The organism is Hyphococcus flavus (assembly GCF_028748065.1).
GTDB classification, from domain to species: Bacteria; Pseudomonadota; Alphaproteobacteria; order Caulobacterales; family Parvularculaceae; genus Hyphococcus; species Hyphococcus flavus.
Map to the genome: position 1 here is coordinate 2976117 of NZ_CP118166.1, position 23270 is coordinate 2999386.

Below are 23270 nucleotides of genomic sequence, written 5' to 3' on the forward strand. Positions count from 1 at the left end.
ATACCGAGACGCGCGCGAAAAAAAAGGATAAGGCCGCCCGATGGATCAGGTTCTGCTCAGCATCGGCCTCGCCATTACTGCGCTGCTCGGCGCTGTGGTGCTGAACCGGCGCCATGCCCGGCCGGAAAATATTTTTCTCGCCGGCTGGCTGATCGCCTATGCGGCGGCGTTCTTCGGCTGGATCGCGGCGATCATGATCGGCGGCGCGGCGGCGCTGGTTTTTTCGGCGGTCGCATCGTCCGGGCTGATGGCGACGCCGGCGCTGTCGTGGCTTTATGCGCGCGCGCTTTCCGGCGAGACGCCGCGGCGGGTCTGGCTGCACTTCCTGCCGTCGGCGGCGAATTTTGTTTTGATCGCAATGCTCGGGCTTTTGTCCGCCGCGCAGAATGTGAACGGCGCCGTGATAATATCCGGGCCTTCGGTTCTGGGATTGCTGTTGCTGCTTCCCTCACTCGTCATTCTCGCCATGAGCGGTTACGCCGTCGCGGCGTGGAAACTCGCAGCGTCGAAAAAAGCGGCGCTCAAGGCGACACGGTCCGACGATGCAGTCGCCGCGTTTGACTGGGTGCGGGTGTGGTCGGCGACGACGCTCGCCCTGCTCACCGCGTTCCTGATTTTCAACATCGCCGTCAACGCCGGCGCGGTTTCTCTCAGCACCTATTTGACCATCGTCTTCGCCATGATCACCGCGCAGATCATCTTCGTCGTCTATCACGGGCTGAAAGAGAATGTGTTGCTCGGCGCGATCAAGGATGCGCCCTCGCCCGCCAGCGCCGTTGCCGCGCCGCCCGAACAGGTCACCCGGCTCGCAAGCTATATGGAGGAGACGAAACCGCATCTCGATCCCGGGCTGACCATCGACATGCTGGCGGACGGGATCGGCTGGGACCGCGCGGATGTGACGGCGGCGATCCGTCAGTCCGACGCTAACTTTTTCGACTATGTTAACCGCTGGCGGGTGGCCGAAGCCAAGGCGCTGTTAACAGCGCCGGAGAACGGGGCGATCTCCGTCCTCGCCATCGGGTTTGATTCCGGGTTTGGCTCCAAATCCGCCTTTAACGCCGCCTTTAAAAAGGCGACCGGCGAAACGCCCAGCCAGTTCCGGCAACAGCACCGCTCTCACAAGCCATTGTAATTGCTAGCGCCGAACGTCCAGACTCTTGATTTTTCAAAGCCCGGACGACGATTACGCTTTGCGCCGTCATGAATGCTCCAAAAAGGAGCACGCCTCATGACGTACAGCATCGCCAGACCGGAAATCGTTTTCATCCCGCATGAACGAAAGGGAGATATTCTCTCACAACTCGCCGCCCTGTTGGAGGTGCTGGTGGTGATCGGCGCCAGCACGCTGGCCGTAGTCGCCGCCGGCCAGTTTCTCAATCCGGGCCTCGTCAAAGCGCTGGGCTTTACCGGCGATCCTGTGGACTATCTCGCCGCGAGCCTCGCCATGGGCAAACAGTTCGCGTTGCAATACGGGGTCGTTCTGGCGCTTGTCCTGGCGTTCGCGTTTTTGCGGGGGCGCAAATCGCTGCGGTCCTATGCGCTGACCACGCGCCCGATCGGTTTTCTTCGTCTGCTTATGCTCGGCGTTATCGCCGGCGGGATTCTTTCCATCCCGACGCAATCGATCTTTCTTGCAAAAGAAATCTGGCCGCTCGGCAAGGACACGCCGCTTTGGACGGTGATGGAGTCAAATCCGTGGGACAGGAGCTTCTGGATCTTTGCGGCAGTCGCCAGTTTCGCGCTTGTCCCGATCATCGAGGAACTGACCTGGCGGTCCTATGCGCTTGGCCGCCTGCTTGAAGCATTCAAGCCCGGCGCGGCGGTGTTCACCATTACCCTGTGCTTCGCCTTGCTGCACACGCAGTATCTCGCCAATGGCGACGCGCTCGGGTACCTCACCATGGGCGCCCTCATCTTTATATCGTTGTTCTTCGCGTTGCTGACCGTCACAACAGGATCGGTCATGCCGGCGATCATCGCCCATGCGATCGTCAACATTCCAATGAGTTTTGACGCCGGCGCCGTGCGCCTCGCCGTTGGGCTTGTGCTGCTGGTTGTCTTTATTCAGCCGGTGCTGCGTTATGTCAGGCTATTATTCAGCTCAGTGTTCAATTGGGATACGTTGATCGCCATTTTGCTGCTCGCGGCCATGACCGGCGCTGCAATATTTACGCTGTTACAGGGCATCAGCCCGATGATCATACTCGCCGGGCTTGCTTTGCTGTCGCTTGCGCTCAGCGCCTTCAGCAAGTCAGCTTGGCGTCAGACAACGTAAAATACATTCATAATCGCTGCGATGTTATTGGACGCAACGCTCATAGCGGAGGTTTCGTTCGCGCTTGTCACTAAGGCGCTTTGCGGCCTTGACCATGGACGGCGCAAGTACAGGGACAGCCTCATCCGACGCACGAAGCGCCGCGGCCTGATAGGCGCGTACGAATTGTTCCGGCGGCTGCCCCATGATGCAGATCAGCGCGTCGCGGCCGAACGCTTCCTCCACATGGCCAGCCATTACCGCACCCGCGTAATAGAACACCTGTCCGTTGCCGCCGCCGAAACCGAGATTGTAAACGTCCTCAATACGCGCCCTGATGTCGTCGCCGGCATTCAGCATATCCGCCGTATAACCAAAGACCCGGGTCAGATACGCCGCCTGTCGGTAGCCGCTGCGGGCGAAGCGTTTTAACAGATTGGTCAGCAATCCCTCGCCCTCAACCTCGCGGCTATCGGCGGCGTATTCCGCTGTGCCTTCGATTAACAAGTTCATGAAAAGATAGTCGAACGCATCATCACGAGTTTTGACACGAGCGATGTCTTCCTCGAACGGATAAAAAAACGCGTATTGAACCGCATGATATGTTTCGTGGGCAGAGATTATTTTTGCGGCTGAAAATTCCTGTTCGTAACTGTCACGCAGGCAATTGAGCGCGAGGTAAAAGCGCCCGTCCATGGAAAATCCGCCGCAATTATTGCCGACAATCGACAGAACCAGCTCGCCTTGATATTCGAGGTCCGCTGGCGCGTAGGCCGCGAGGCTTTCTGCTACGTAGGCTTCAATTTCCGGCGCGCGCGATTTGAAAAACGCGACTGCGTCGCGAAATTTCTGGGTTTCTTCCACCACCGGGCCGAACAGATAGGCGTCGTTTTCAGGCGTCTCGCACTGCGCAGCCGATTTTAGCCCATCAATCAACGCATCCATATCGCGGTTGCCCGTCAGGTTATCATGATGCTTCACCTGGCTTTGCACGACGTGCATGGCGCGCACTTCATCCTCGTCAATCGTTTCACCGCTGCACACTTTACTCAACAGGAATTCCGCAAGCCCCGCGTCGATAGTGACACCTATATTTTGTGCGGCTGCGTGTTGTGTTGCGCTTGCGCTCATCAAGGTGATTGCTGACAATAAAGTCGTGATTGTTTTTTTCATTTCTTGCGCCCCTTTTTCGCTGCATCGATTGCTTGCAATTACCTGCAGAGACTGCAAGCTCAATGCGACCAGCAGAACCTGATGCGTGATCGATTGCAATAATTCTAAACCAGGAACGAGAAGGATCGAGCCATGACCATTGAATCCCCTGTCTCAGCTTTGCGCACCCCTGACGAGCGATTCGCGAACCTGCCGGACTGGCCCTACACGCCGAAATATATCGACGATCTGCCAGGCTATGAGGGGCTGCGCATGCATTATGTCGACGAAGGCCAAAGCGAAGGGCCGACATTCCTGTGTATTCATGGCGAGCCGTCATGGGCCTATCTCTTCCGCAAGATGGCGCCGGTTTTTACGGGTGCGGGGCATCGCTTTGTCGCGGTTGACATGTTCGGCTTCGGCCGATCCGACAAGCCCGTGGATGATGAGACGTACACATATCACTTTCACCGGAATGCGCTGCTGGCGTTCGTTGAGTATATGAACCTGCGCGATATTTGCCTGGTGGTGCAGGACTGGGGCGGATTGCTCGGTTTGACCCTGCCCATGGCGGCGCCGGAACGTTACACACGCCTCATTGTTATGAATACGGGGCTTCCCGCTGGCGAGAACGCCGGCGAAGGCTTCGCCGCCTGGCGCGCGTTCAATCGCTCACAACCTGATCTAGACGTCGGCGGATTGATGAAACGCGCAACGCCTGTGTTGAACGACGCAGAAGCCGCCGCGTATTCGGCGCCCTTCCCCGACAAATCATACAAGGGCGGCGTACGCCGATTCCCGGAACTGGTTATGCTGAAAGGAGCCGAGGGCGAGGACCTGACGCCCGAAGCCAGCGAAGGCGTTGAGACGTCGCTCGCAGCACGCAAATTCTGGGCTGAGGACTGGAACGGCGAGAGCTTTATGGCCATTGGCATGCAGGACCCGGTGCTTGGCCCGCCAGCCATGCACATGCTCCGTAAGGTGATCAAAAACTGCCCCGAACCGATGGAAGTCGCAGACGCCGGCCACTTCGTCCAGGAATGGGGCGAGCCAATTGCGAAAGCAGCCTTGGAGAAATTCGGAATCTCCTGAGCTAGTATCTCATCATAATGTCTGCTTTTCGCTGAAAGCGGGCATTAAGTTTCGACCGAATAGATAGCAAAAATACGAAATGGTCCTGGTTCGGCGTCGTCAAATTTACCCGATATCAGCGCTTCTTTGGCTTCGTAAAAAGTGCGAAAAAGGCAGTGCCTGTTCACCGGTAACTCATCCGCGAGAGAGTTGCACGAGAGCGGGCTGCACTCGGGGTTTGTACCAACTGAGAATGATACGACATCGAATCCCTGCAGCGTTGCTGCATCCGATTTCACAACATTGGTTTCAAATGATTGTTCAACGTCAAATTTCGACCATGTCTTCTCATCGTTGTCAAATTGGTATTCGTAAACCTCATAATAAAATAACGTGAGTTTTGAACGATCTGCGCCCTCACGAGCAATGATCTCATCCATGTCGGCAGGTGCATTAAACAGCCAGTACCCATTGTGTCGCCAATAGTTGATATAATCGACGAAATCTTTTGAGAAGCATGAGCTGACAGCGAAGATATCATTGACACCGTGATTCTTAATCCAAGATGGACGGAAAAGGACCGTCTTCAACATATAACCAGCAGGAGTCATTGTGCCAGACTAACCCCACAGTCACTAATCGACAAATGTCCCTTTTAGACCAATTGCAGACATTATCAGATCAATTACTAGGCCTAGCGGCTTCCCACCCTGTAATCGCGTGTCGCCTCTTCCAGCAGCGCGTCAAGCGCCATTGGTGGCTTTTTCCACTCTTCGGCGGCAAAGATGCGCGCCAGATTGGCGTAGCGTGGCGAGCCAATTTCAGGATCTGCTTTGAAAAAATTCGGAATTTTCTAAATCAATACCTCGTCATAATGCCTGCTGTTCGCCATTAGTTGTTTGTCGGAGCATCTATCCTCAAAAGCAATTATTGGTTGTATAAAAGGCGCTAGATCAGTCTTATAAGCATGAAAACGATAATTCGGGGAGATACTCGTGCTACTTCGTCGCATGACTGAACACGTTAAGGCGCAGAATTGGCTAGCGGTCGGACTCGATTTCCTGATCGTTGTATTCGGGATTCTAATTGCCTTTCAGATCAATAATTGGAGCGAGGGCCGCCAGCGAGATGCGCGCGAGCGCGCTTACCTGGAGCGCCTGCATACGGATATCGTTGAACTTGCAGACCGCCGTGCCCGTTACGATTTATCTCGGCCGATCACTGTTGAAGTGCTTAAGGCGATCGTCCGCTATACAAATGGTTATGACGATGATCTAGATCTTTCAGAAGTGCTCCCCGCCATGAAGCAAGGGTTTCCACCCGGAATAGAAGCAACGCCCGATCTTTTGAACTCGTTTGTGTGCAACTCGATTGAATGGTCTGCCTATCTTACACTTCCGCCCGCCGAATTGCCGACGGCGACCGAGTTGATTTCTGCTGGCCAACTCGATCAAATCGAGGATGAAGCAGTCAAGTTGGCCTTGTTATCCTACCTGCAACAAGTGAGCAGGACAAAAGATCACGTAGCAATATCGCAGCGGACTGTTGTGTTCTTAGCTAATCAGTATCCTGATCTCATTAAAGCCCGATATAACAGCACGATAGAGTTTGGCGAAACAATTTTGACAGAATTTACTTGCGATTATAAAGCAATGCGCAAAAATACCGCTTTTTTGAATGCGCTAAATATCAATTTTGCTACATACTCAGATTACACAAATGTTAGTGTCCTGCCAGTTAGCGAAAGATTGTCTCTGCTTCATGAGGAAGTGGACAAGGCTTTGAGCATTGACCATGGTAGTGACGCCGATTGAATCGACGTTGTCGCACCACGCTAATGATCAGAATTATTTTAGTTGCCGGAATTTGACGCCCTGGCGCCGAAGACGACGAGCCAGAGGCAGGAGCCAATCTCGCCAATTGAAGCGGGTTTCGTCACATAATCTACAAACGGTAATTCATCAAAATGAGGGATGAACATGGGGCCGAAGAGTTCTGTTAAATAACCAACGCTTCCAATCAGCAACATCGCGCCAAACCATCGCGGAATGCTCCCAGACTTGAGTACCAACCATCCATAGGGAGCAAGCCATGCGCCCCAGAAAAATGTGGAGACGGTTATCCAGCGGCGGTATCCGGCGCGAGCGGCGTCCACATCTTCAACTGTGGCTACTTTGTCAGCGATGGCTTGAGCGAGTTCGCCGTACTGCCAGAGGGCGAGAAGCGTGACCGGTATGCTCATGACCACAAGAAGAATCATCAATCGAGCTGCATTCTTACCGTAGACGGATAGAAACCGAGCCAAAGTAAACGGTAGGACAAGGAAAAAGAAAGCCATAATGACGCCGCTCGCGATCATCGCGAGAAACAGGGAAAACTGCTCCCGCATATTTGCTAGTGTCGTCGCCGGATCATCGGGAGCAATAAGTTGGCCCGGTGCATAAGCAAGGGAAAAAATCCCCGAAATCACGAGCCCAAGATAAACGAGACCTGCAATTCGGCCTTTTGTGCGTGCTGACACTAGAACACCCCCATGCTCAGATGATTGAATTTGAGCCTTCCTTACCACGAGCGTTGACGACGGGCTAGACAACGAGATGGTCGAGAGCTTGCAACACCAAATGTCCTCAAACACACGGCTTTTAGACATCAATGTGTCCAGCGTTTCAAACGTCCGCTTTGGGCCAATAGCGTATATTATCGGGTCAAATACTTGCCTATCTACCCACCCGATAATCCATCGTCGCTTCTTCAAGCAGCGCATCAAGCGCCATCGGCGGCGTCTTCCACTCTTCGGCGGCGAAGATGTGCGCCTGGTCGGCATAGTGAGGCGAAGTCTCATCCAGGGTTGCGGCGCCGAACTGGTGGATAGTCTTGATTTCCACGTCATTGCGGCCTGACCAGTCCGCATAAAGAATATAGGTGTCGCCGCCCACGGCTTTCATGGGATAGCCATCCTCGCTTGAGGGATAAACGGCGCGCAGCGTATCCGGCCCGCCATTAAGAGGAAGGGAAACATCGCCGCGCTTGAGGCGCACGACCTCACCCCATGCCGGGTCCAGCCGGCCGAAGTTGGTTTCAAGCTCTTCAACAGTCTCGTGCAAGGCGCTAAGATAATCGGGCGTTTCGGCGTTCTCATCGTTTAACAAATACCCGCGCGCGCGCTGCGCCGTCAGGATCGCTAGCGCCGCCGAACGGTTATCCGTGGTCACGGCGCCGTCCCACGCGCGTAACACGGCGATAGCGCCAGAAAGATCACCCGCCTCTTCCTCCGAAGTTTGAACAAGCGTGTTCACCAGTTCCATGACGCGCGAGTCCTCAGCGTAAACGTCATCCATTTTGTAAGTAACGAACTCTTCGCCCGTGATCGACGCATCACCGCCATAGAGCGTTTGAATGCGAATGCCGCGATTGGTCGTCCGCGTATCAACGCCATAGTGTGGCGGGAAATTTTCCGGGTTTGGATTGTCAGCATCCGCTGAGGACTCAAACGGCGTATGATTGGCGTTCACCACATAACCCGACGCGGGCATCACCACTTGCGGCACGTCGTTCAGCGTTCGCAAGCCTTTCCATGTCAGGGCCGGGTCGGCGCCATCCTGCGCTTTCGACCAGTCAACGCCCTCTGCGCGAACCGGCAACGCCGCGTTATAATAGTAAGCAATCACACCGTCGCCGTCCGCATACACGACGTTAAGGCTGGGGATGGCCAGCATCTCCATGGCGGCGCGCCATTCGGAATAATTCTCCGCGCGATTCATCCGGTAATATTGCTCAATGGTGCGGATTTCATCGTGCCCAGCATAGGAAACCGCAAACGCGCCCCTATCGGTTAGGAACACCGGACCGTGGACGGTAGAGTATGCTTTGCGTTTTACCGGCAGGCTGAACGGCCCCCACAGATGCACGCGAAATTCTATTTCTTTCACGTCGAAGTCGCGCCATTCGCCGTCAAACCTATATTGCGCAGGGTCATCGGCATCATCGATATCGAGCTGGTAGACGTCCACAAGGTCCGGCTTGTTCACAGTCATGGCCCAGCCGAGTGCGGGACCTGCGCCATGCAACACCAGCGGCGCGCCGGGAAAGATGCCGCCGATCATGTCCCAGCCTTCCTCTGATTTGACGCGCGCTTCATACCAGGCGACCGGCCCCGTATAAGGCTGGTGCGAGTTCACCATCAGCCGCGTATGTCCGTCTGCGGAGCGTCCCGGCGCAACCGCCATGGCGTTCGAGCCGATGTCAAACCCGCGTGGTACATTGAGGAAAGCTTCGCGCAACTGTGTTCCAAGCTGCGCCAGTTCAATATCACCCTCGTTGACCTTGGTCAGATGATCATCGAGGCCGTAAAAAAACGGCGTGCGCGTGGCGAAGCCGGCGACGATGTCATAGCCGGTGACGGGCGCCGCGCCCGGCGCGCAGCGCGTCTTTTCTTCAGCGCAATAAAGATTGAGACCAGCGGCGTATCCTTCCGCCAGCCCGCGCGTTTCAGCCGACAAGTCGGTATCGTAGCGGACCCTGATCGCATCCATGGCGCCCATGGCCCGCACCAGATAATCGGTGATGGCGGCGTCTTTACCGGCCCGCTCCGCCAGTTCGCCGCGCGCAAAAAACAGGACTTCTTCGATTGTCCGCCAGTCGTCTTCGGCATGGGCGTAGGCGAGCCCGAATGCTACATCCGCGTCACGCGCTCCGTAAATATGCGGTACGCCATAGGCGTCGCGTATGATGCGGGCGTCATAGGCTTTGGCCGCTTCGATCGCCGCAGCCGCATCGAGCTGGGCCGGCGCAGGTGTCTTTAAATACATAACCCCCGCGAACAACGCGATAACGACCGCCACAAACACCCAGCGAAGAATTATGCTCATTTGCGCCCTGCCCTTATTCTGATCCGCCATGCAAACTAGACTTAATTCAACGCAGATTTGCGAGAACTTCAAACAGTCATGCCGCTAAGCTCTTGATATCTCGACTATCATTGCATCAGCAAGTTGTCACATTCCCGTGGTGGACACGAGATTTGGCGCGCGCTTTAAATGCCGCCATGTCAACTCGGGATAACTTCATGACAGATGATACCCACTATTTTAGCAACAGCCGCGATATGACCAAGGTCGATACTATCGGCGATCTTGTGGAAAGCCGTATTTCACGGCGCGCCTTTGTTGGCGGCGGCGTTGCAGCCTCGGCGGTCGCCATGGGAGGATGCGCCGCGCCGGCGCCGGAAAACGGCGTGGAAAGCGTTTCACAATCGTCTTTCAGTTTTGCCGAGATCGCGCGAGGCGTTGACGGCACGCACCATGTTCCCGATGGCTACATTGCCGATGTCCTGATCCGCTGGGGCGATCCGGTATTTCCCGACTCGCCTTCATTTGATCCTGCAAATCAAACGAGCGAATCTCAACACAAACAGTTCGGCCAAAGCAACGACTTCATCGGGTTTGTCGCACTGCCGCCTGAAGCAGACGGCGCCGACCGGGCGCTATTGTGCGTCAATCACGAATACACGAAAGCGACCATGATGTTCCCGGGCGTCGCGCCGAATTACCCGGCAAGCATGACGAAAACTCATTGCGAAACAGAAATGGCGGCCCATGGCGGCAGTATTATCGAAATCAGACGCCGCGAAGACGATGGCTGGGATGTGCTTCAGGAGTCGCACTTCAACCGCCGCGTCACCGCTGCGACCACGCCAATGACATTAACCGGCCCGGCGGCGGGGCATGACCGCATGAAAACCAGTGAGGACCCTGATGGCCTGACGGTCTCCGGCACGGTAAACAATTGCGCCGGTGGTATCACACCCTGGAATACGTATCTGATGGCGGAAGAAAACCTTCACGGATATTTCATCGGCGATCTGCCCGAAAACCATCCGGAAACACGCAATCATAAGCGCTATAATGTGGGCGGTTCGCCGCGCTATGTCTGGGGCCGATTTTTTGATCGTTACGATCTCGGGAAAGAACCAAACGAGCCAAACCGTTTCGGCTGGATCGTTGAGGTTGACCCGCTTGACCCCACATCGACACCGAAGAAACGAACAGCCCTTGGCCGTACAAAACATGAAGGCGCTGAAAGCGTCATTGCCCCGAGCGGTCGCGTCGTCGTCTATAGCGGCGATGATGAACGGTTCGATTATCTTTATAAGTTTGTATCGAAAAACAAGTTTGTCGAAGGCGACAGGAAAGCAAACATGTCGCTGCTTGATGAAGGCGTTTTATATGTAGCGAGGTTCAACGAAAGCGGAACCGTCGACTGGCTGCCACTTACCTTCGGTCACGGTCTTTTGACGCCGGAAAATGATTTTCACTCACAAGCAGATGTGCTGATCGAGACGCGGCGCGCCGCAGACTTGCTGGAAGCAACGCCTATGGATCGGCCTGAAGACGTGGAACCCGACCCGCGCACCGGCCGGGTTTGGGTGATGCTGACCAACAATCATCTTCGTACTGAAGATCAGGTGAACGCTGCCAATCCACGATCCGAAAACCGGTTCGGACATATTATCGAAATTATCGAGCCAAACGGCGATTTCACGGCGAAACAGTCTCGCTGGGAGTTTCTAGTGAAATGCGGCGATCCTGACGACCCCTCATCCGGCGCCATGTGGAATGCGCAAACGTCAGCCAATGGCTGGTTCGGCAGCCCGGATAATTGCGCTATCGATCCATCCGGACGGCTTTGGGTGGCGACGGACGGCAATCCGGCGACGGGCGCGAATGACGGATTATGGGCGATGGAAACCAAAGGGGAAATGCGCGGCACGGGCCGGGCGTTTTTCCGCAGTCCCGTTGGCGCCGAAGTCACCGGGCCGCGCTTTTCCGATGATGGACGGACATTATTTATTGCCGTCCAGCATCCCGGTGACAGCAATGGCGCCACTTTTGAAAACCCATCGACGCGCTGGCCGGACTTCGACCCGGCCATGACGGCGCGCTCAGCGGTGCTCGCTATACGTAAAAAAGACGGCGGTGTGATTGGCTCTTAGACGATGGGATCGAGCCAGCCCCATTCGTCCTTGGTTTCGCCGGAAAAAATGCCAAAAAACGCATCCTGGATTTGGTTTGTCACCGGACGGTTGCCCTTGCCGACCGGAATTTTGTCGACCGAACGCACGGGCGTGACTTCAGCGGCGGTGCCGGTCAGGAAAATTTCATCCGCGCCATAAAGCATTTCACGCGGTATGGATTGCTCGATGACTTCGTGCCCTGCCTTTTTTGCAAGCGTCATAGCCGTATCGCGGGTAATTCCCGACAGAATTGACGCGGCCGCTGGCGGCGTGATGATCCGGCCATTCAAAACGACGAACAGGTTTTCACCGGCGCCCTCGCTGACCGTACCGTCGTGAGAAAGTCCAATGCCTTCGGCAAACCCGCGATCGCGCGCTTCCATGCCGATCAAGCGGCTTGAAAGGTAATTACCGCCAGCCTTCGCGCCCGCCGGAATGGTGCCTGGCGCCGTACGCCGCCAGCTCGACACGGCAACATCGATACCGTTTTTAAGACCGTCCTCGCCAAGATACGCGCCCCAGGCGAAAGCGGCGATCGCGAGTTCGGATTTCACTTTGGTGGAGTACGGTCCCATTTCTCCGTACCCCAAATAAGCCACAGGACGGATATAGGCGGACGTCAGTCCATTTTCCCGAACCACGTCCTTGCAAGCCTGCATCAAGCCATCGACCGTATATTTGGACATGTCGATGTTATAAATGCGCGCGGAATAAAACAGCCGTTCGATATGCTCTCGGTTACGGAAGATACACACGCCGTTATGCTTGGTGTCATAGGCGCGCATCCCCTCGAACACTGATGTGCCGTAATGCAGCCCGTGGGTCAGCACATGCGTTGTCGCCTCTGCCCAGGGGATCATCTCGCCATTGCGCCAGATCAGTTTCGCTTCCTGGATAGGCATCGCATTATTCCTTCCTGTTGTTCATCGCGCTGGGGCTTTTCTGCCTGAATGGCTGAGCCGGCAAGCAAATGCAAGCGCATGTCATATTCCCCCAATCTGTGAGTGGTCTTTGACCGGTTTACCTATTATGGCTGGAATAATTCGCCTCAAATGACTGGAACCCCATGTCGAACACCCCTTCTCCCGACGCCCGGAAAATTGACGCCTTATTGCATGTAATGGAGCGCCTGCGCGCGCCTGATGGCGGCTGCCCATGGGACCTGGAGCAAAATTTTCGCACTATCGCCCCCTATACGATTGAGGAAGCCTATGAGGTCGCCGACACAATTGAGAAAGGCGATATGGCGGCGCTGAAAGAAGAACTTGGCGATCTCCTGTTCCAGACGGTTTTTCACGCTCAAATGGCGAAAGAGGAAGGCCTCTTTTCTTTCGGCGACGTGGCTGAAGCCATCGCAGAGAAAATGATCCGCCGCCACCCGCATGTGTTTGGCAGCGAGACCATGCGTACTGCCGAAGAACAAACCGATGCCTGGGAACAGCAAAAAGCCGAAGAGCGCGCCGCCAAGGGGGCGAACAGTTTGCTTGATGACATGCCCGCCGGACTGCCTGGCCTTTCTCGCGCGGTAAAACTGCAAAAACGTGCTGCGCGCGTCGGCTTTGACTGGACCGACGCGAAAGACGTGCTTTCAAAAATCGCGGAAGAAACCGAAGAATTGCACGAAGCGATCGAAGGTTCTGACGAAGCGCATATCGAAGAAGAGTTTGGCGATCTGCTATTCGTGCTCGCAAATTTATCGCGTCACTTAAAGATTGATCCTGAAAGCGCGCTGCGTCGCGCCAACCAAAAATTCATTCGACGGTTTCAACATATCGAGAAGACATTCGATGAGCGCGGGCGATCAATGAAAGACGCAAGCTTGGATGAGATGGAAGCCGTATGGATTGAGGCGAAGAACGTGGATAAATCGCAAAATTGATATCGAATGCTTCCTGTGACTCACGAAAAGCGCATTCTCGAAACACTATTCCTGCAAAACTTGTTAGAAATACTCAGTTCAAACTCGCGCGAGCCGGGGGCATGTTGGCGCTGAACTCGCTTATATCGACATCTCATTATCTGAGAGAGAGACACTATGCCGGCAACAGGTTCCATCATCGATCTCATCGGCGACACGCCGCTGTTAAAGTTGAAGCGCGCGTCCGAAGAAACCGGCTGCACCATTCTCGGCAAGGCTGAATTCTTAAATCCCGGGCAGTCGGTGAAAGACCGCGCAGCGCTGGGGATCATTCGCGACGCTGAACTGTCAGGCGCGCTCAAGGCCGGTGGAGTTATTGTCGAAGGCACCGCCGGCAATACCGGCATAGGGCTCGCCATGGTCGGCGCCGCCCTCGGCTATAAAACAAAAATCGTTATCCCCCGCACCCAGAGCGAGGAAAAAAAGATCGCCTTACGGCTACACGGCGCGGAGCTGATCGAAGTGGACGCCGTCCCTTACGATAACCCGAATAACTATGTGCACTGGTCGCGCCGGCTGGCCGACGAATTAAACGCGTCTGAACCGAACGGCACCATCTGGGCGAACCAGTTCGATAACGTTGCGAACCGTGATTTTCATATCGCCACCACCGGTCCTGAAATCTGGAAACAGACTGACGGCGCCGTTGACGGGTTTACATGCGCCGTTGGAACCGGCGGCACGCTTGCTGGGGTATCGATGGCGCTGAAAGAGCGCAACCCTTCTATCAAGACAGCAGTGGCGGACCCGGGCGGTTCGAAAATTTTCAGCCTGATAAAATATGGGCGTGCAGAAACAGAGGGTGGTTCGATTACCGAAGGCATCGGTCAGGGCCGCATTACCGCCAATCTGGAAGACTCGCCAATAGACGACGGCTATCGCATCGGCGATGCTGAGATGCTGGACGTATTGTTTCATCTGGTGACGGAGGAAGGTCTGTGCCTAGGTGGCTCTTCAGGCATTAATATCGCCGGCGCCGTGAAACTGGCGAGGGAGCTAGGCCCCGGTCATACAGTGGTCACTATGCTTTGCGACTATGGGCATCGCTATGCGTCTAAACTTTACAACCCGGCGTTCCTGAAAGAGAAGGGTCTGCCCGCGCCGTCTTGGTTGGGATAACATGAACTCTTTTGGACCCCTGGTATCCACCGATTGGCTAAGTGAGAATTTGGGACAAAAAGACCTGAAAATCATCGACGGGTCCTGGCGTATGCCCGGCCAAGGCGAGGCAATCGACAAATATCGCAAACAGCATATTCCCGGCGCCGTTTTTTTCGATATCGACGCGATCTCCGATTATTCGACGGACCTGCCGCACATGCTGCCGCCATCAAAGCAGTTCGAAGCTGCTGTCGGCGCGCTCGGCATTTCGGATAAGGACAACATTGTTGTCTATGATGAAAAAGGCCTCTTTTCTGCAGCTCGCGTCTGGTGGACATTTCGCGCCATGGGACATGAAAACATTGCGGTGCTTGATGGCGGCTTGCCGAAGTGGACGCGCGAAGGACACCCTTTAACGGCTGATGCGATCAACATCTCGCCAGTCAATTACAACGCTGTTCCGATCCCAAAACTCAGCGCTTCCCACGCTGATGTCCGCAAGGCGATCAACGCAAAATCCGCCTGCATCATTGACGCCCGCCCCGCAGAGCGGTTCGAGGGCCATGCGCCGGAACCGAGGCCGGGTTTGCGTTCAGGACATATGCCCGGCGCCGTTAATATCCCTCATGATCGCCTCCTGACGGAGACCGGAGTCTTTCGGACGCCAGACGAAATCCGCGACATTTTTGCGAATGCCGGCGTCGAGAGCCAGAAGCCGGTCATCACCAGTTGCGGATCAGGTGTTACAGCGTCAATATTGGCGCTGGCGCTTGAACTCATCGGCTGCGGCGCGTACGCGGTCTATGACGGTTCCTGGGCCGAATGGGGAGATGAGAGAAATGACAGCGCAACATTCCCCGTTGTCAGCGACGCAAAAAAGTAACAACGGAACTTCGGCTGATCAGATCGAAGTCACGATTACGTATCTTGAACAGACTGAACGGCCCCTCCTGCCGCCCGCGCCGACACCCACACGCAAGACCGCTTTGATGCGTGCTGAAACGCCGCCAGTGCATTTTTACCGCTATCTTTATGATCTTGTCGGCGGGCCTTGGAACTGGGTCAGCCGCCGCAAATTGAGCGATGAAGAGTTGGCGACAATAATCCAGGACCCGGATGTCTACTTTTATGTTCTTTACGTCGATGGCGCGCCCGCCGGCATGGCGGAAATTGACGCGCGCGATAAGCAAATTCATGAACTCAAGTTCTTTGGCCTGGCGCCTGACTTTACGGGCGGCGGGCTCGGCCGGTATTTTCTGACGCACGCCGTCGAGTTGTTGTGGTCCCATGGCGCTCAACGCGTTCGCCTTGAAACCTGCACGCTGGACCACCCGGCGGCGCTGCCGCTTTATCAAAAGTTCGGCTTTACCGTGATCGACAGGCGCAAGGGTTTTGTGGAAAAGCTTGAGAACCTCTAAGCCTTAGCGGCTTAATTCCCGCCTCAATTCAGGCTACAAGGCCGATATGAAAGACGACACAAAGTTAGCCGCCGCCGGCCGGCCGCACCATCGCCCGGCGCACCCGGTGAACCCGCCCGTCGAGCGCGCCTCGACCTATCTGTTCCCGACTTACGATGATTATCTCGAAGGCGCGAAGTCCATTACCTATGGACGCCTTGGCACGCCCACGCACCGCGCACTCGAGGAAGCCGTCACTGCGCTTGAGGGCGGTTTTGAAACCCGCCTCGCCCCCTCTGGTTTGCAGGCCTGTAACGCGGCGATCCTCGCCTTTGTGGCGACGGGCGATCACATCCTGATGACGGATGCGGCGTATGATCCGACGCGCAAATTCTGTGAAAAGTTCCTGAAGCGCTTTGGCGTTGAAACGACGTTTTACGATCCCCTCGCCAGCAAGGAAGAGGTCGCCGCGCTTATGCGCCCGAACACGAAAGTCGTATTTGCGGAATCGCCCGGATCGCTGACATTCGAAGTGCAAGACTTGCCGATGCTCGCCGAAGCCGCGCATGCGGGCGGCGCGAAACTTGTCGCCGATAATACCTGGAGCGGCGGGTATTACTGCAAACCGATAGAGCTTGGCGCCGATGTCAGTATTCAGGCTGGAACCAAATACCTTGCCGGTCATGCCGACTGTCTTATCGGCACGATAACGTCAGCCGACGAACAAACTGCGAAAAAGATTTATTACGCCCTTTTGCAACTTGGTTCAAACGTGTCAGCAGACGACGCGTACCTGACCCTTCGCGGCATGCGAACACTGTCAACACGGCTTTCACGCCATCAGGAGAGTACGGAAGAACTCATCAAATTCTTCAAGAAACGCGATGAGATTGATCGGATTCTGCATCCCGCGCTCAAGTCATGCCCGGGCCATGCGATCTGGAAGCGCGATTTTTCCGGCGCCTCAGGGCTCTTCGGCGTCGTTATGAAGCCAGCGCCGCTGCCGGCGTTGAAAGCTTTTTTCAACGCGTTGAAGCTTTTTGGCATGGGATTTTCATGGGGCGGCTTTGAAAGCCTCTGCCTGCATGTACGGCCCGAACAATACCGGACGGCGACCGAATGGCGAGAGGAAGGACACGTTCTTAGAATTCACGCCGGTCTTGAAGATATTGATGATTTGAAAGCTGATCTTGAGCGCGCTTTCGCAGCGATGCATGCTGCGTTAAAGTAACCTCACCGTAGGGAGCGGAGCGTCGCGTTATGAAAAAAACCCTTGTTCTTTTCACATTTGTGCTGTTGGGCGGATGCCAGACCATGAATTTTCTGGGCGGCGCCGGTGACAAACTGAACCTCCAGACGGACCCGCCAGGCGCGCTTGTAGAGATCGAAGGCGTTGGCAGTTGTGAAACGCCCTGCACGATCAGGCTCGACAGCCCGCAAAAGGCGCGCATCGCCAAGGCCGGCTTCGTGACGCAGTATGTTGTGCTGAATCCGAGCGCGCGTAAGGAAGTTGTCGTTCCGCTCGAACTCGCCGCTGCAAGCGACGAGGTGGATGCGACGGCATTGCCGGAACTCGACTAGAAGCTATTCGGCTGACATGCGCCTTCGCTTATTTCAAGACTCCACCATTATCACATCTATCGAAATTGATGACCGGTGCATTGGGGTAATCCGAAGCGAGCCAGGAAGCGATGATTATCTGCGAATAGATAGAATACACCGCGTCTCAGTCGCGAATCTCTTTGCAGAAATGCTGCGGCAGCGCAGTGCAAGAGAATCCAATAAATTTGCAGCCGGACGCTTCCCCTCAGTCAACGCTCAAACAGATAGCGATGTAAGCGATGAAGAAATTCTGAACACGGCCTATCAAGCCTTCTCGTCTTTCGAAAAAGATCCATATGATGAGATTCAGCGGCTGCTTAGGGAAAACGGCATACCAGCAACATACTCTTTGTGGTCAAACCGCTAACTATGCTGAGAGTTGGGCGAGCCTTCGTTGATTAAAAAGAAATGGCGACCTGACAGCGAATAATCTCAAACTCGCTGAAATCATAAACCCTAACCTGGTCGCCACTCGCAAACTCATAAACCAGCAATCGCCTTGTCAGCTTCGCGAAGAGTAGCCGCGCTCGCTTTAGGGCGCCGTTTGCCATTACCTTTGCGGTGAGGCCTACGCGGCGGTTTTCGGCCGGGCCGAGACCCATTTTTTTTGCCCGCCGGCCCACCGAAGCGTTGGCCAGTCAGCCGCTCAATTGAACGCAATTCTGAACGTTCTTCCGGACTGCAAAAAGAAATCGCAATCCCTGTAGCGCCGGCGCGCGCCGTCCGGCCAATCCTGTGCACATATGTTTCCGGCACATTTGGCAGATCGAAATTGATGACATGGGATACGCCCTGAATATCAATCCCTCGCGCAGCGATGTCGGTAGCGACAAGAATGCGTGCTTTGCCCGATTTGAAAGCTCTAAGAGCGCGTTCGCGCTGCCCCTGGCTGCGATTACCGTGAATCGCCTTAGCTGGCAGACCGGCGTTGTTCAAACTCTTTACGATTTTGTCAGCGCCATGTTTTGTGCGCGAAAATACAAGACCGCTGGTAAATGCGCTATCGCCTGCAATCTTCATCAAGGCGCCAATTTTCTCCGGCTTCGTTATGAACATGACGGATTGTTCTATTTTCGGCGGCGCCTGGCGCTTCATTTCCAGGCGAACCGGTTTGCGAAGAAGTGCATTCGCAAGGCGCTCAATTTCCCGCGGCATGGTTGCAGAGAAAAACAGGCTCTGTCTGTCTTCAGGCAACTTCGCGGTAATGGCCCGGATCGCGTGAATGAATCCCATATCCAGCATCTGATCGACCTCATCGAGGACAAAATACTCAACCGCGTCGAGCGAAACAGCGTCCTGTTTCATAAGGTCTTCAAGCCGGCCCGGCGTGGCGATAAGAATATCGACGCCGCGGCGGATCATGTTTTTCTGTTTGTTGATCGGCGCGCCGCCAATCACGAGACCGGTGCGCAGCGAAGTACGCACGCCATAAGCGGCGACGCGGTCTCTGACTTGTCCGGCAAGCTCCCGTGTCGGTGTCAGGATGAGCGCACGAGGGCTCAACGGTTTCACGTTGCCCGGGGTTTCAAAAAGCCGGTGCAGGAGCGGCAAGGTAAAGGCTGCGGTTTTGCCTGAGCCTGTCTGCGCGATCCCGAGAAGATCGTGACCCTCTAAAAGCGCGGGTATCGCCTGCGCCTGGATAGGTGTTGGCGTCTGATGGTCTTCCTGGGCAAGCGCTGTGAGGAGCGGCTTTGCAAGGCCGAGTTCGTTAAAGCTGGTCACAAAATATCTTTCTGGGCGCTGCGCGCCGCTTTCCAGAAAAGCGCGCAACAACAGCGTCCGGGTTCACTAAGAGAACCCGCGTGTCTGGGCGCCCGATTATCAGGATGAATGGCCGGAGGGACAAATTTCGCCTTAGTGGCGGCTCCCGCTACACGCGGCCGATACGCCGCATATGGCGCAGCTTGGGGTTAATAGCAAGTGAAGAAGGGATGATCAGTTGGCCAAGGCCTGCTTATGGCGTTTTCTGACTGTTCGGGAAAAACTTGTAATTTCGCGGTTTTAGGTCCATGTACCCCATGCGCCATGATTGAAGGCCGGCTATTAGGCCTCTGAACCAAGCTTCTTACTCTCCTCCAAACATCGGCAGCACTTTTTATGCCTGGCTATACTGGGCGATCACGCCTGTTTGAAAGGAAAACAAAAATGGCATCTGGAACAGTGAAATGGTTTAATTCACAAAAAGGCTACGGATTCATCGCGCCTGACGATGGCGGCAAGGATGTATTTGTTCATGCCTCAGCGCTTGAAGCGGCTGGCATTCGCGGCCTTGATGACGGTCAGAAAGTCACTTTCGAACTGCAAGAAGATCGCGACAAAACCTCCGCAGGCCAACTGGCGCTCGCCGACTAAACCAATTGCCCGGCAAAAAAACCTCTTGGGCTTTGCCGGGCATCCGCACCTGATCCAACCTAGAACGCCGAGGATTTGAAATGATTGCAGATAGACAAGCCCGGCAACAGCGCGCGCAGGAAGCAGCCATGCGCGACCTTGAAACTGAAGCGAATTTTCAACGCGAGCAGACGAACAAATTACGTAAACTCCGTCTTGAAAAAGAAAAAGCAAACGCATCGCGTTTCAAAATGTGGCGCCAGAAACAATCGTCAGACAATAACGGCTGATAAGCGTTTTCGACTGCACGACAACAATTGCGCCTTATGACTTTCGCGGCGCGGCAAAGCTAAATAGTAGATCCAAAGGAAACCCGTTTTGCAGAAAACAGGGACAGCAGCGGAGCGCAAATTTTTCCGCGATAGCGACAAAAAAGCCGCCCTTTCCGAAGCAGAAAAACTTCGCCGGGCGACGTTGAAAAAAACGGAGAAGCTGCGTGCGTTACGGCTTGAAAAAGAAGCCGCAGAACGCGCTGAAGAAGCCGCGAAGCCCAAAAAACCTGCAGGAAAGAAGCCCGTAAAGACAAAGCTTGCAGCCTGGCAAGGTGGGTAATGGCGAAAGAAGAGCTTCTTGAATTCGATGGCGACGTTACCGAAGCGCTGCCCGATGGCAATTATCGAATCACACTGGATAATGGTCATGAAATTCTCGCTTATGCCGGCGGCAAAATGCGTAAACACCGCATAAAAACACTTGCCGGCGATCGCGTCACGGTGGAAATGTCAGCGTACGACCTGACAAAAGGCCGGATCACGTTCCGTCATAAGCCGGAAGGCACGCCCGCGCCCTCCTCCAACAAAAAACGCAGTGTCTACCATCAGCGCGGACGGCGCTAAGGGCAAATCAAGAAAATTGGCGACCCCGGTAGGACTCGAACCTACAACCCTCGGCTTCGAAGGCCGATGCTCTATCCAATTGAGCTACGGAGCCGTGAAAATCTTTGATAACGCGGACCGGAGGAAATGGCGACCCCGGCAGGATTCGAACCTGCGACCATCGGCTTAGAAGGCCGGTGCTCTATCCAGCTGAGCTACGGGGCCTTGGCCGCCCCCCTAATGCGTCCAGGGTTTACGGCGGTGAAAGGCGAAATTATCAGAATAGGCTTTGGGTTGCGGCGTTGACAGGTGCGGCTCGTCCACTCTGAACGCCAGCCCGTGTTTCTCGGCGTAAGCAACCGCCTCTTCCTGGCTGTTGAATTTCAGTTGCAACTGGCCGGATGTAACACTGTCGCCGCTTGTCCAGCCCATCAGCGGGTCAACGCGCCGGGCCGTTTCCGCCTCGACCTCCAGCACCCAGCGCTCCGTGTTGGCGCGGCCAGACTGCATGGCGGTTTTCGAGGGCTTGAAGATGCGAGCGAACATGGTCCAGCGGTTCCCAATCGATTTCCGGCGCTAATTCTCATGGTCGGGGCGGCAAGATTCGAACTTGCGACCCTCTGGTCCCAAACCAGATGCGCTACCAGACTGCGCTACGCCCCGGCACGAGAATTTTCGAAGCGCTGACATCGGTCATCTTGCCGCCGATGTAAAGCCCCCAACGCCATAGGGATGCCCTTAAATCATCAGGTCAGCCAGGCTGCGCCCCTGACGCCGCTGTCATCGCCCCAGCGATTTCGCAAGAGCTTTGTTGCGATGACGGCAGGATCGGGCGACGCGTTAAAAACATAGCGTCCCCAGCGCAGCGGCACTTCCTGATAGATAGACGAAATGTTTGATACGCCGCCGCCGACCACGATGGCGGACGGATCCAGCAAGTTGATGATCGTGGACAAGGCCTTGGCCAGATTCTCGTGGAATTCATCAAGGACGGTGACAGCGGCCTCGTCGCCATTTTTCGCAGCCCGTTCTAGATCTTTTGTCGATATTTTCTTACCGGCGGCTATCTCATAATCAGCCGCCAGCGCCGGACCGGAAATGACTTGCTCGTTGCAGTCGATCTTGCCGCAGTAACAGCTACGGTTTTTTGCAGGCGCGCCATAGAACGGGAATGGATTATGCCCCCATTCACCGGCAAGACTGTTCAAGCCCGCCCATGGCTTTCCTTCAAAAGCAATCCCGCCGCCGGCGCCCGTGCCCAGGATGACGCCAAACACGACGCGTTCGTTTTTCGCCGCCCCGTCAGCAGCCTCGGACGCCGTAAAACATGTCGCATCGTTGGCGATAACGAACTCTCTGTTCAGACGTTTTTCAAGATCGACTTTTAAGGGCTTGCCAATCAGGCACTGCATATTCGCGTTTTTCACAGTGTGGGCGTTTTGATGCATGGCGCCGGGAATGCCAATGCCAATTTTATTAATCTCAACGCTATCGATAAAGGCAAGCGCCTTTTGAACGAGCGCATCGACTGTATCGATAACCTCACCGTACTCACTGGCTGGCGTGGGCAGCCTGTCTGAAAAAACCGTTTCGTTACGGCTGTTCAGAACGGCGACGGAAACCTTCGTTCCACCAAGATCTACGCCAATGCGGTAAGTCATCTGATATCTATTATATGCTGCTAGGACCGGACGACAATCGTCCTCAATACGACCGCGATTGTTTTATCAGACAAGCGATTATCATTTGGCGGCCAGTAAATACTTAACTCTTCTGGAAACGCTCAATTTATGAGATAAGACTATTCCCAGCTTTTATATGGCGGGAGCTAAAAATATTTCATGGCGATAAGTTGAGAAGAACAAATTTTGACGCTTCAGCTTCACCTCTAGTGAAACTGTTCATAACGCCCCTCCCCGTCATTCACTAATGCTAGTTGTCAGGATCCGGCCTGACGTCGATGGCTAAAAGCCCTTTCGAACCAGCCGCGAATGAGACCTGCACGCGGTCGCCTTGCGTCAACTCGCCCAACCCGCTGCGTCGCAAGGTTTCCATATGAACAAAGATATCTTCCGTGCCTTCGCCGCGCGTCAAAAACCCGTACCCTTTTGCACGGTTGAACCATTTCACATGTGCACGGACGAAATCACCCGCAGGCGTTTGATCAAGCACCGGCGCCGCCGGCGTGATCGGCGCCGCAGTCGACTCATCAATGTTCAACAGCCGCGATGCTTGCAGTCCCTTTGCTCTGCGCACAACTTCGCATTCAACTGTCGCGCCTTCGCGCGCGGTCGACATGCCCGCTGCTTTCAGACACGACGAATGTATAAGTATGTCAGTGTCAGCCTGTTCAGTGATGATGAACCCGTACCCCTTGGTAGGGTCGAACCATTTCACAATGCCTTTAACCATAAACGACTCCTCGCTCTCTTCAGGCGAATTATCGTCGTCATGCGATGCGTCAAACCGCTCGACCATATTGTTCTTGGTACCCCTGTAGCGCCCTGAACCGTTGCGTTTTTTTATTAACTATACGGCGTGTTCGCGAAAACTC

Annotated in this window: 25 protein-coding genes and 3 tRNA genes; 16 read left to right on the forward strand and 12 right to left on the reverse strand. The window is 55.1% G+C overall.

Annotated features, from left to right (window positions below; translation table 11 throughout):
- Window positions 1-40: 40 nt before the first annotated feature.
- Both PUV54_RS14260 and PUV54_RS14265 read left to right on the forward strand, forming a co-directional pair.
- The gene (locus tag PUV54_RS14260; protein ID WP_274492937.1) at window positions 41-1135 is read left to right on the forward strand and encodes a helix-turn-helix domain-containing protein; all 1095 of its coding nucleotides are present in this window, start codon (window positions 41-43) and stop codon (window positions 1133-1135) included.
- A 96-nt stretch (window positions 1136-1231) separates the two neighbouring features.
- Window positions 1232-2278 carry a CPBP family intramembrane glutamic endopeptidase gene (locus PUV54_RS14265; RefSeq protein ID WP_274492938.1) on the forward strand — a complete coding sequence of 349 codons (1047 nt, stop codon included), beginning with the start codon at window positions 1232-1234 and terminating at the stop codon, window positions 2276-2278.
- A 24-nt stretch (window positions 2279-2302) separates the two neighbouring features.
- Here the strand turns inward: PUV54_RS14265 and PUV54_RS14270 are convergent, their stop codons facing one another.
- Window positions 2303-3430, reverse strand: coding sequence for a DUF5700 domain-containing putative Zn-dependent protease (locus PUV54_RS14270; RefSeq protein ID WP_274492939.1), 1128 nt, complete (start codon window positions 3428-3430; stop codon window positions 2303-2305).
- A 132-nt stretch (window positions 3431-3562) separates the two neighbouring features.
- On the opposite strand from PUV54_RS14270, the gene PUV54_RS14275 reads away from it, so the two are divergent.
- Complete coding sequence (locus PUV54_RS14275; RefSeq protein WP_274492940.1) at window positions 3563-4501, forward strand: haloalkane dehalogenase; 939 nt, start codon at window positions 3563-3565, stop codon at window positions 4499-4501.
- A 44-nt stretch (window positions 4502-4545) separates the two neighbouring features.
- Here the strand turns inward: PUV54_RS14275 and PUV54_RS14280 are convergent, their stop codons facing one another.
- Window positions 4546-5091: a hypothetical protein gene (locus PUV54_RS14280; RefSeq protein WP_274492941.1), complete on the reverse strand. Its 546-nt coding sequence runs from the start codon at window positions 5089-5091 to the stop codon at window positions 4546-4548.
- Window positions 5092-5475: 384 nt separating this feature from the next.
- Between PUV54_RS14280 and PUV54_RS14285 the strand changes: the two genes are divergently transcribed.
- A complete protein-coding gene (locus PUV54_RS14285; RefSeq protein WP_274492942.1) occupies window positions 5476-6294 on the forward strand; it encodes a hypothetical protein in 819 nt (272 codons plus the stop codon).
- A gap of 38 nt (window positions 6295-6332) precedes the next feature.
- Here the strand turns inward: PUV54_RS14285 and PUV54_RS14290 are convergent, their stop codons facing one another.
- Window positions 6333-7001 carry a DUF4386 domain-containing protein gene (locus tag PUV54_RS14290; protein ID WP_274492943.1) on the reverse strand — a complete coding sequence of 223 codons (669 nt, stop codon included), beginning with the start codon at window positions 6999-7001 and terminating at the stop codon, window positions 6333-6335.
- Window positions 7002-7197: 196 nt separating this feature from the next.
- Window positions 7198-9348 (reverse strand): penicillin acylase family protein, encoded by a 2151-nt coding sequence (locus tag PUV54_RS14295; protein WP_274492944.1) that lies wholly within the window; start codon window positions 9346-9348, stop codon window positions 7198-7200.
- Window positions 9349-9545: 197 nt separating this feature from the next.
- Between PUV54_RS14295 and PUV54_RS14300 the strand changes: the two genes are divergently transcribed.
- On the forward strand, window positions 9546-11471 hold the full coding sequence (locus tag PUV54_RS14300; protein ID WP_274492945.1) for a PhoX family protein: 1926 nt from the start codon (window positions 9546-9548) through the stop codon (window positions 11469-11471).
- Here PUV54_RS14300 and PUV54_RS14305 read toward each other — a convergent pair.
- The gene (locus tag PUV54_RS14305) at window positions 11468-12394 is read right to left on the reverse strand and encodes a branched-chain amino acid transaminase (RefSeq protein WP_274492946.1); all 927 of its coding nucleotides are present in this window, start codon (window positions 12392-12394) and stop codon (window positions 11468-11470) included. The two genes, PUV54_RS14300 and PUV54_RS14305, sit on opposite strands and share 4 nt — an antisense overlap.
- Before the next feature lie 164 nt (window positions 12395-12558).
- Between PUV54_RS14305 and mazG the strand changes: the two genes are divergently transcribed.
- From mazG to PUV54_RS14340, 7 genes are all read left to right on the forward strand, one after another.
- Complete coding sequence (mazG, locus tag PUV54_RS14310; protein WP_274492947.1) at window positions 12559-13371, forward strand: nucleoside triphosphate pyrophosphohydrolase; 813 nt, start codon at window positions 12559-12561, stop codon at window positions 13369-13371.
- A 156-nt stretch (window positions 13372-13527) separates the two neighbouring features.
- Window positions 13528-14529: a cysteine synthase A gene (locus tag PUV54_RS14315; protein WP_274492948.1), complete on the forward strand. Its 1002-nt coding sequence runs from the start codon at window positions 13528-13530 to the stop codon at window positions 14527-14529.
- A gap of 1 nt (window position 14530) precedes the next feature.
- Window positions 14531-15394, forward strand: a complete 864-nt coding sequence (sseA, locus tag PUV54_RS14320; protein ID WP_274492949.1) for a 3-mercaptopyruvate sulfurtransferase — start codon at window positions 14531-14533, stop codon at window positions 15392-15394.
- Window positions 15351-15929, forward strand: coding sequence for a GNAT family N-acetyltransferase (locus PUV54_RS14325; RefSeq protein WP_274492950.1), 579 nt, complete (start codon window positions 15351-15353; stop codon window positions 15927-15929). Before sseA ends, PUV54_RS14325 begins: the two co-directional genes overlap by 44 nt.
- A gap of 46 nt (window positions 15930-15975) precedes the next feature.
- Entirely contained in the window at window positions 15976-17139 is a 1164-nt protein-coding gene (gene metC, locus PUV54_RS14330) for a cystathionine beta-lyase (protein ID WP_274492951.1), read from the forward strand.
- A gap of 29 nt (window positions 17140-17168) precedes the next feature.
- Window positions 17169-17489, forward strand: coding sequence for a PEGA domain-containing protein (locus PUV54_RS14335; RefSeq protein ID WP_274492952.1), 321 nt, complete (start codon window positions 17169-17171; stop codon window positions 17487-17489).
- A 16-nt stretch (window positions 17490-17505) separates the two neighbouring features.
- Window positions 17506-17877 (forward strand): hypothetical protein, encoded by a 372-nt coding sequence (locus tag PUV54_RS14340; protein ID WP_274492953.1) that lies wholly within the window; start codon window positions 17506-17508, stop codon window positions 17875-17877.
- A 113-nt stretch (window positions 17878-17990) separates the two neighbouring features.
- Here the strand turns inward: PUV54_RS14340 and PUV54_RS14345 are convergent, their stop codons facing one another.
- A complete protein-coding gene (locus tag PUV54_RS14345; protein WP_274492954.1) occupies window positions 17991-19232 on the reverse strand; it encodes a DEAD/DEAH box helicase in 1242 nt (413 codons plus the stop codon).
- Between the two features lie 423 nt (window positions 19233-19655).
- On the opposite strand from PUV54_RS14345, the gene PUV54_RS14350 reads away from it, so the two are divergent.
- The 4 genes from PUV54_RS14350 to infA all read left to right on the forward strand — a co-directional run bounded on the left by PUV54_RS14350 (window position 19656) and on the right by infA (window position 20737).
- A complete protein-coding gene (locus PUV54_RS14350) occupies window positions 19656-19862 on the forward strand; it encodes a cold-shock protein (protein WP_274492955.1) in 207 nt (68 codons plus the stop codon).
- Window positions 19863-19942: 80 nt separating this feature from the next.
- Window positions 19943-20131, forward strand: a complete 189-nt coding sequence (locus tag PUV54_RS14355; RefSeq protein ID WP_274492956.1) for a hypothetical protein — start codon at window positions 19943-19945, stop codon at window positions 20129-20131.
- Between the two features lie 88 nt (window positions 20132-20219).
- Entirely contained in the window at window positions 20220-20453 is a 234-nt protein-coding gene (locus tag PUV54_RS14360) for a hypothetical protein (protein ID WP_274492957.1), read from the forward strand.
- A complete protein-coding gene (gene infA / locus PUV54_RS14365) occupies window positions 20453-20737 on the forward strand; it encodes a translation initiation factor IF-1 (RefSeq protein WP_274492958.1) in 285 nt (94 codons plus the stop codon). Before PUV54_RS14360 ends, infA begins: the two co-directional genes overlap by 1 nt.
- Window positions 20738-20754: 17 nt before the next feature.
- Here the strand turns inward: infA and PUV54_RS14370 are convergent.
- The 6 genes from PUV54_RS14370 to PUV54_RS14395 all read right to left on the reverse strand — a co-directional run bounded on the left by PUV54_RS14370 (window position 20755) and on the right by PUV54_RS14395 (window position 23194).
- Window positions 20755-20831 (reverse strand) — tRNA-Arg (locus tag PUV54_RS14370).
- A gap of 33 nt (window positions 20832-20864) precedes the next feature.
- Window positions 20865-20941: transfer RNA gene (locus tag PUV54_RS14375), tRNA-Arg, on the reverse strand.
- Window positions 20942-20953: 12 nt separating this feature from the next.
- Window positions 20954-21262 (reverse strand): ETC complex I subunit, encoded by a 309-nt coding sequence (locus PUV54_RS14380; protein WP_274492959.1) that lies wholly within the window; start codon window positions 21260-21262, stop codon window positions 20954-20956.
- Between the two features lie 40 nt (window positions 21263-21302).
- Window positions 21303-21379: transfer RNA gene (locus PUV54_RS14385), tRNA-Pro, on the reverse strand.
- Between the two features lie 83 nt (window positions 21380-21462).
- Window positions 21463-22377 carry an ROK family protein gene (locus tag PUV54_RS14390; RefSeq protein WP_274492960.1) on the reverse strand — a complete coding sequence of 305 codons (915 nt, stop codon included), beginning with the start codon at window positions 22375-22377 and terminating at the stop codon, window positions 21463-21465.
- Window positions 22378-22648: 271 nt separating this feature from the next.
- Window positions 22649-23194, reverse strand: a complete 546-nt coding sequence (locus PUV54_RS14395; protein ID WP_274492961.1) for a cold-shock protein — start codon at window positions 23192-23194, stop codon at window positions 22649-22651.
- Window positions 23195-23270 lie beyond the last annotated feature (76 nt).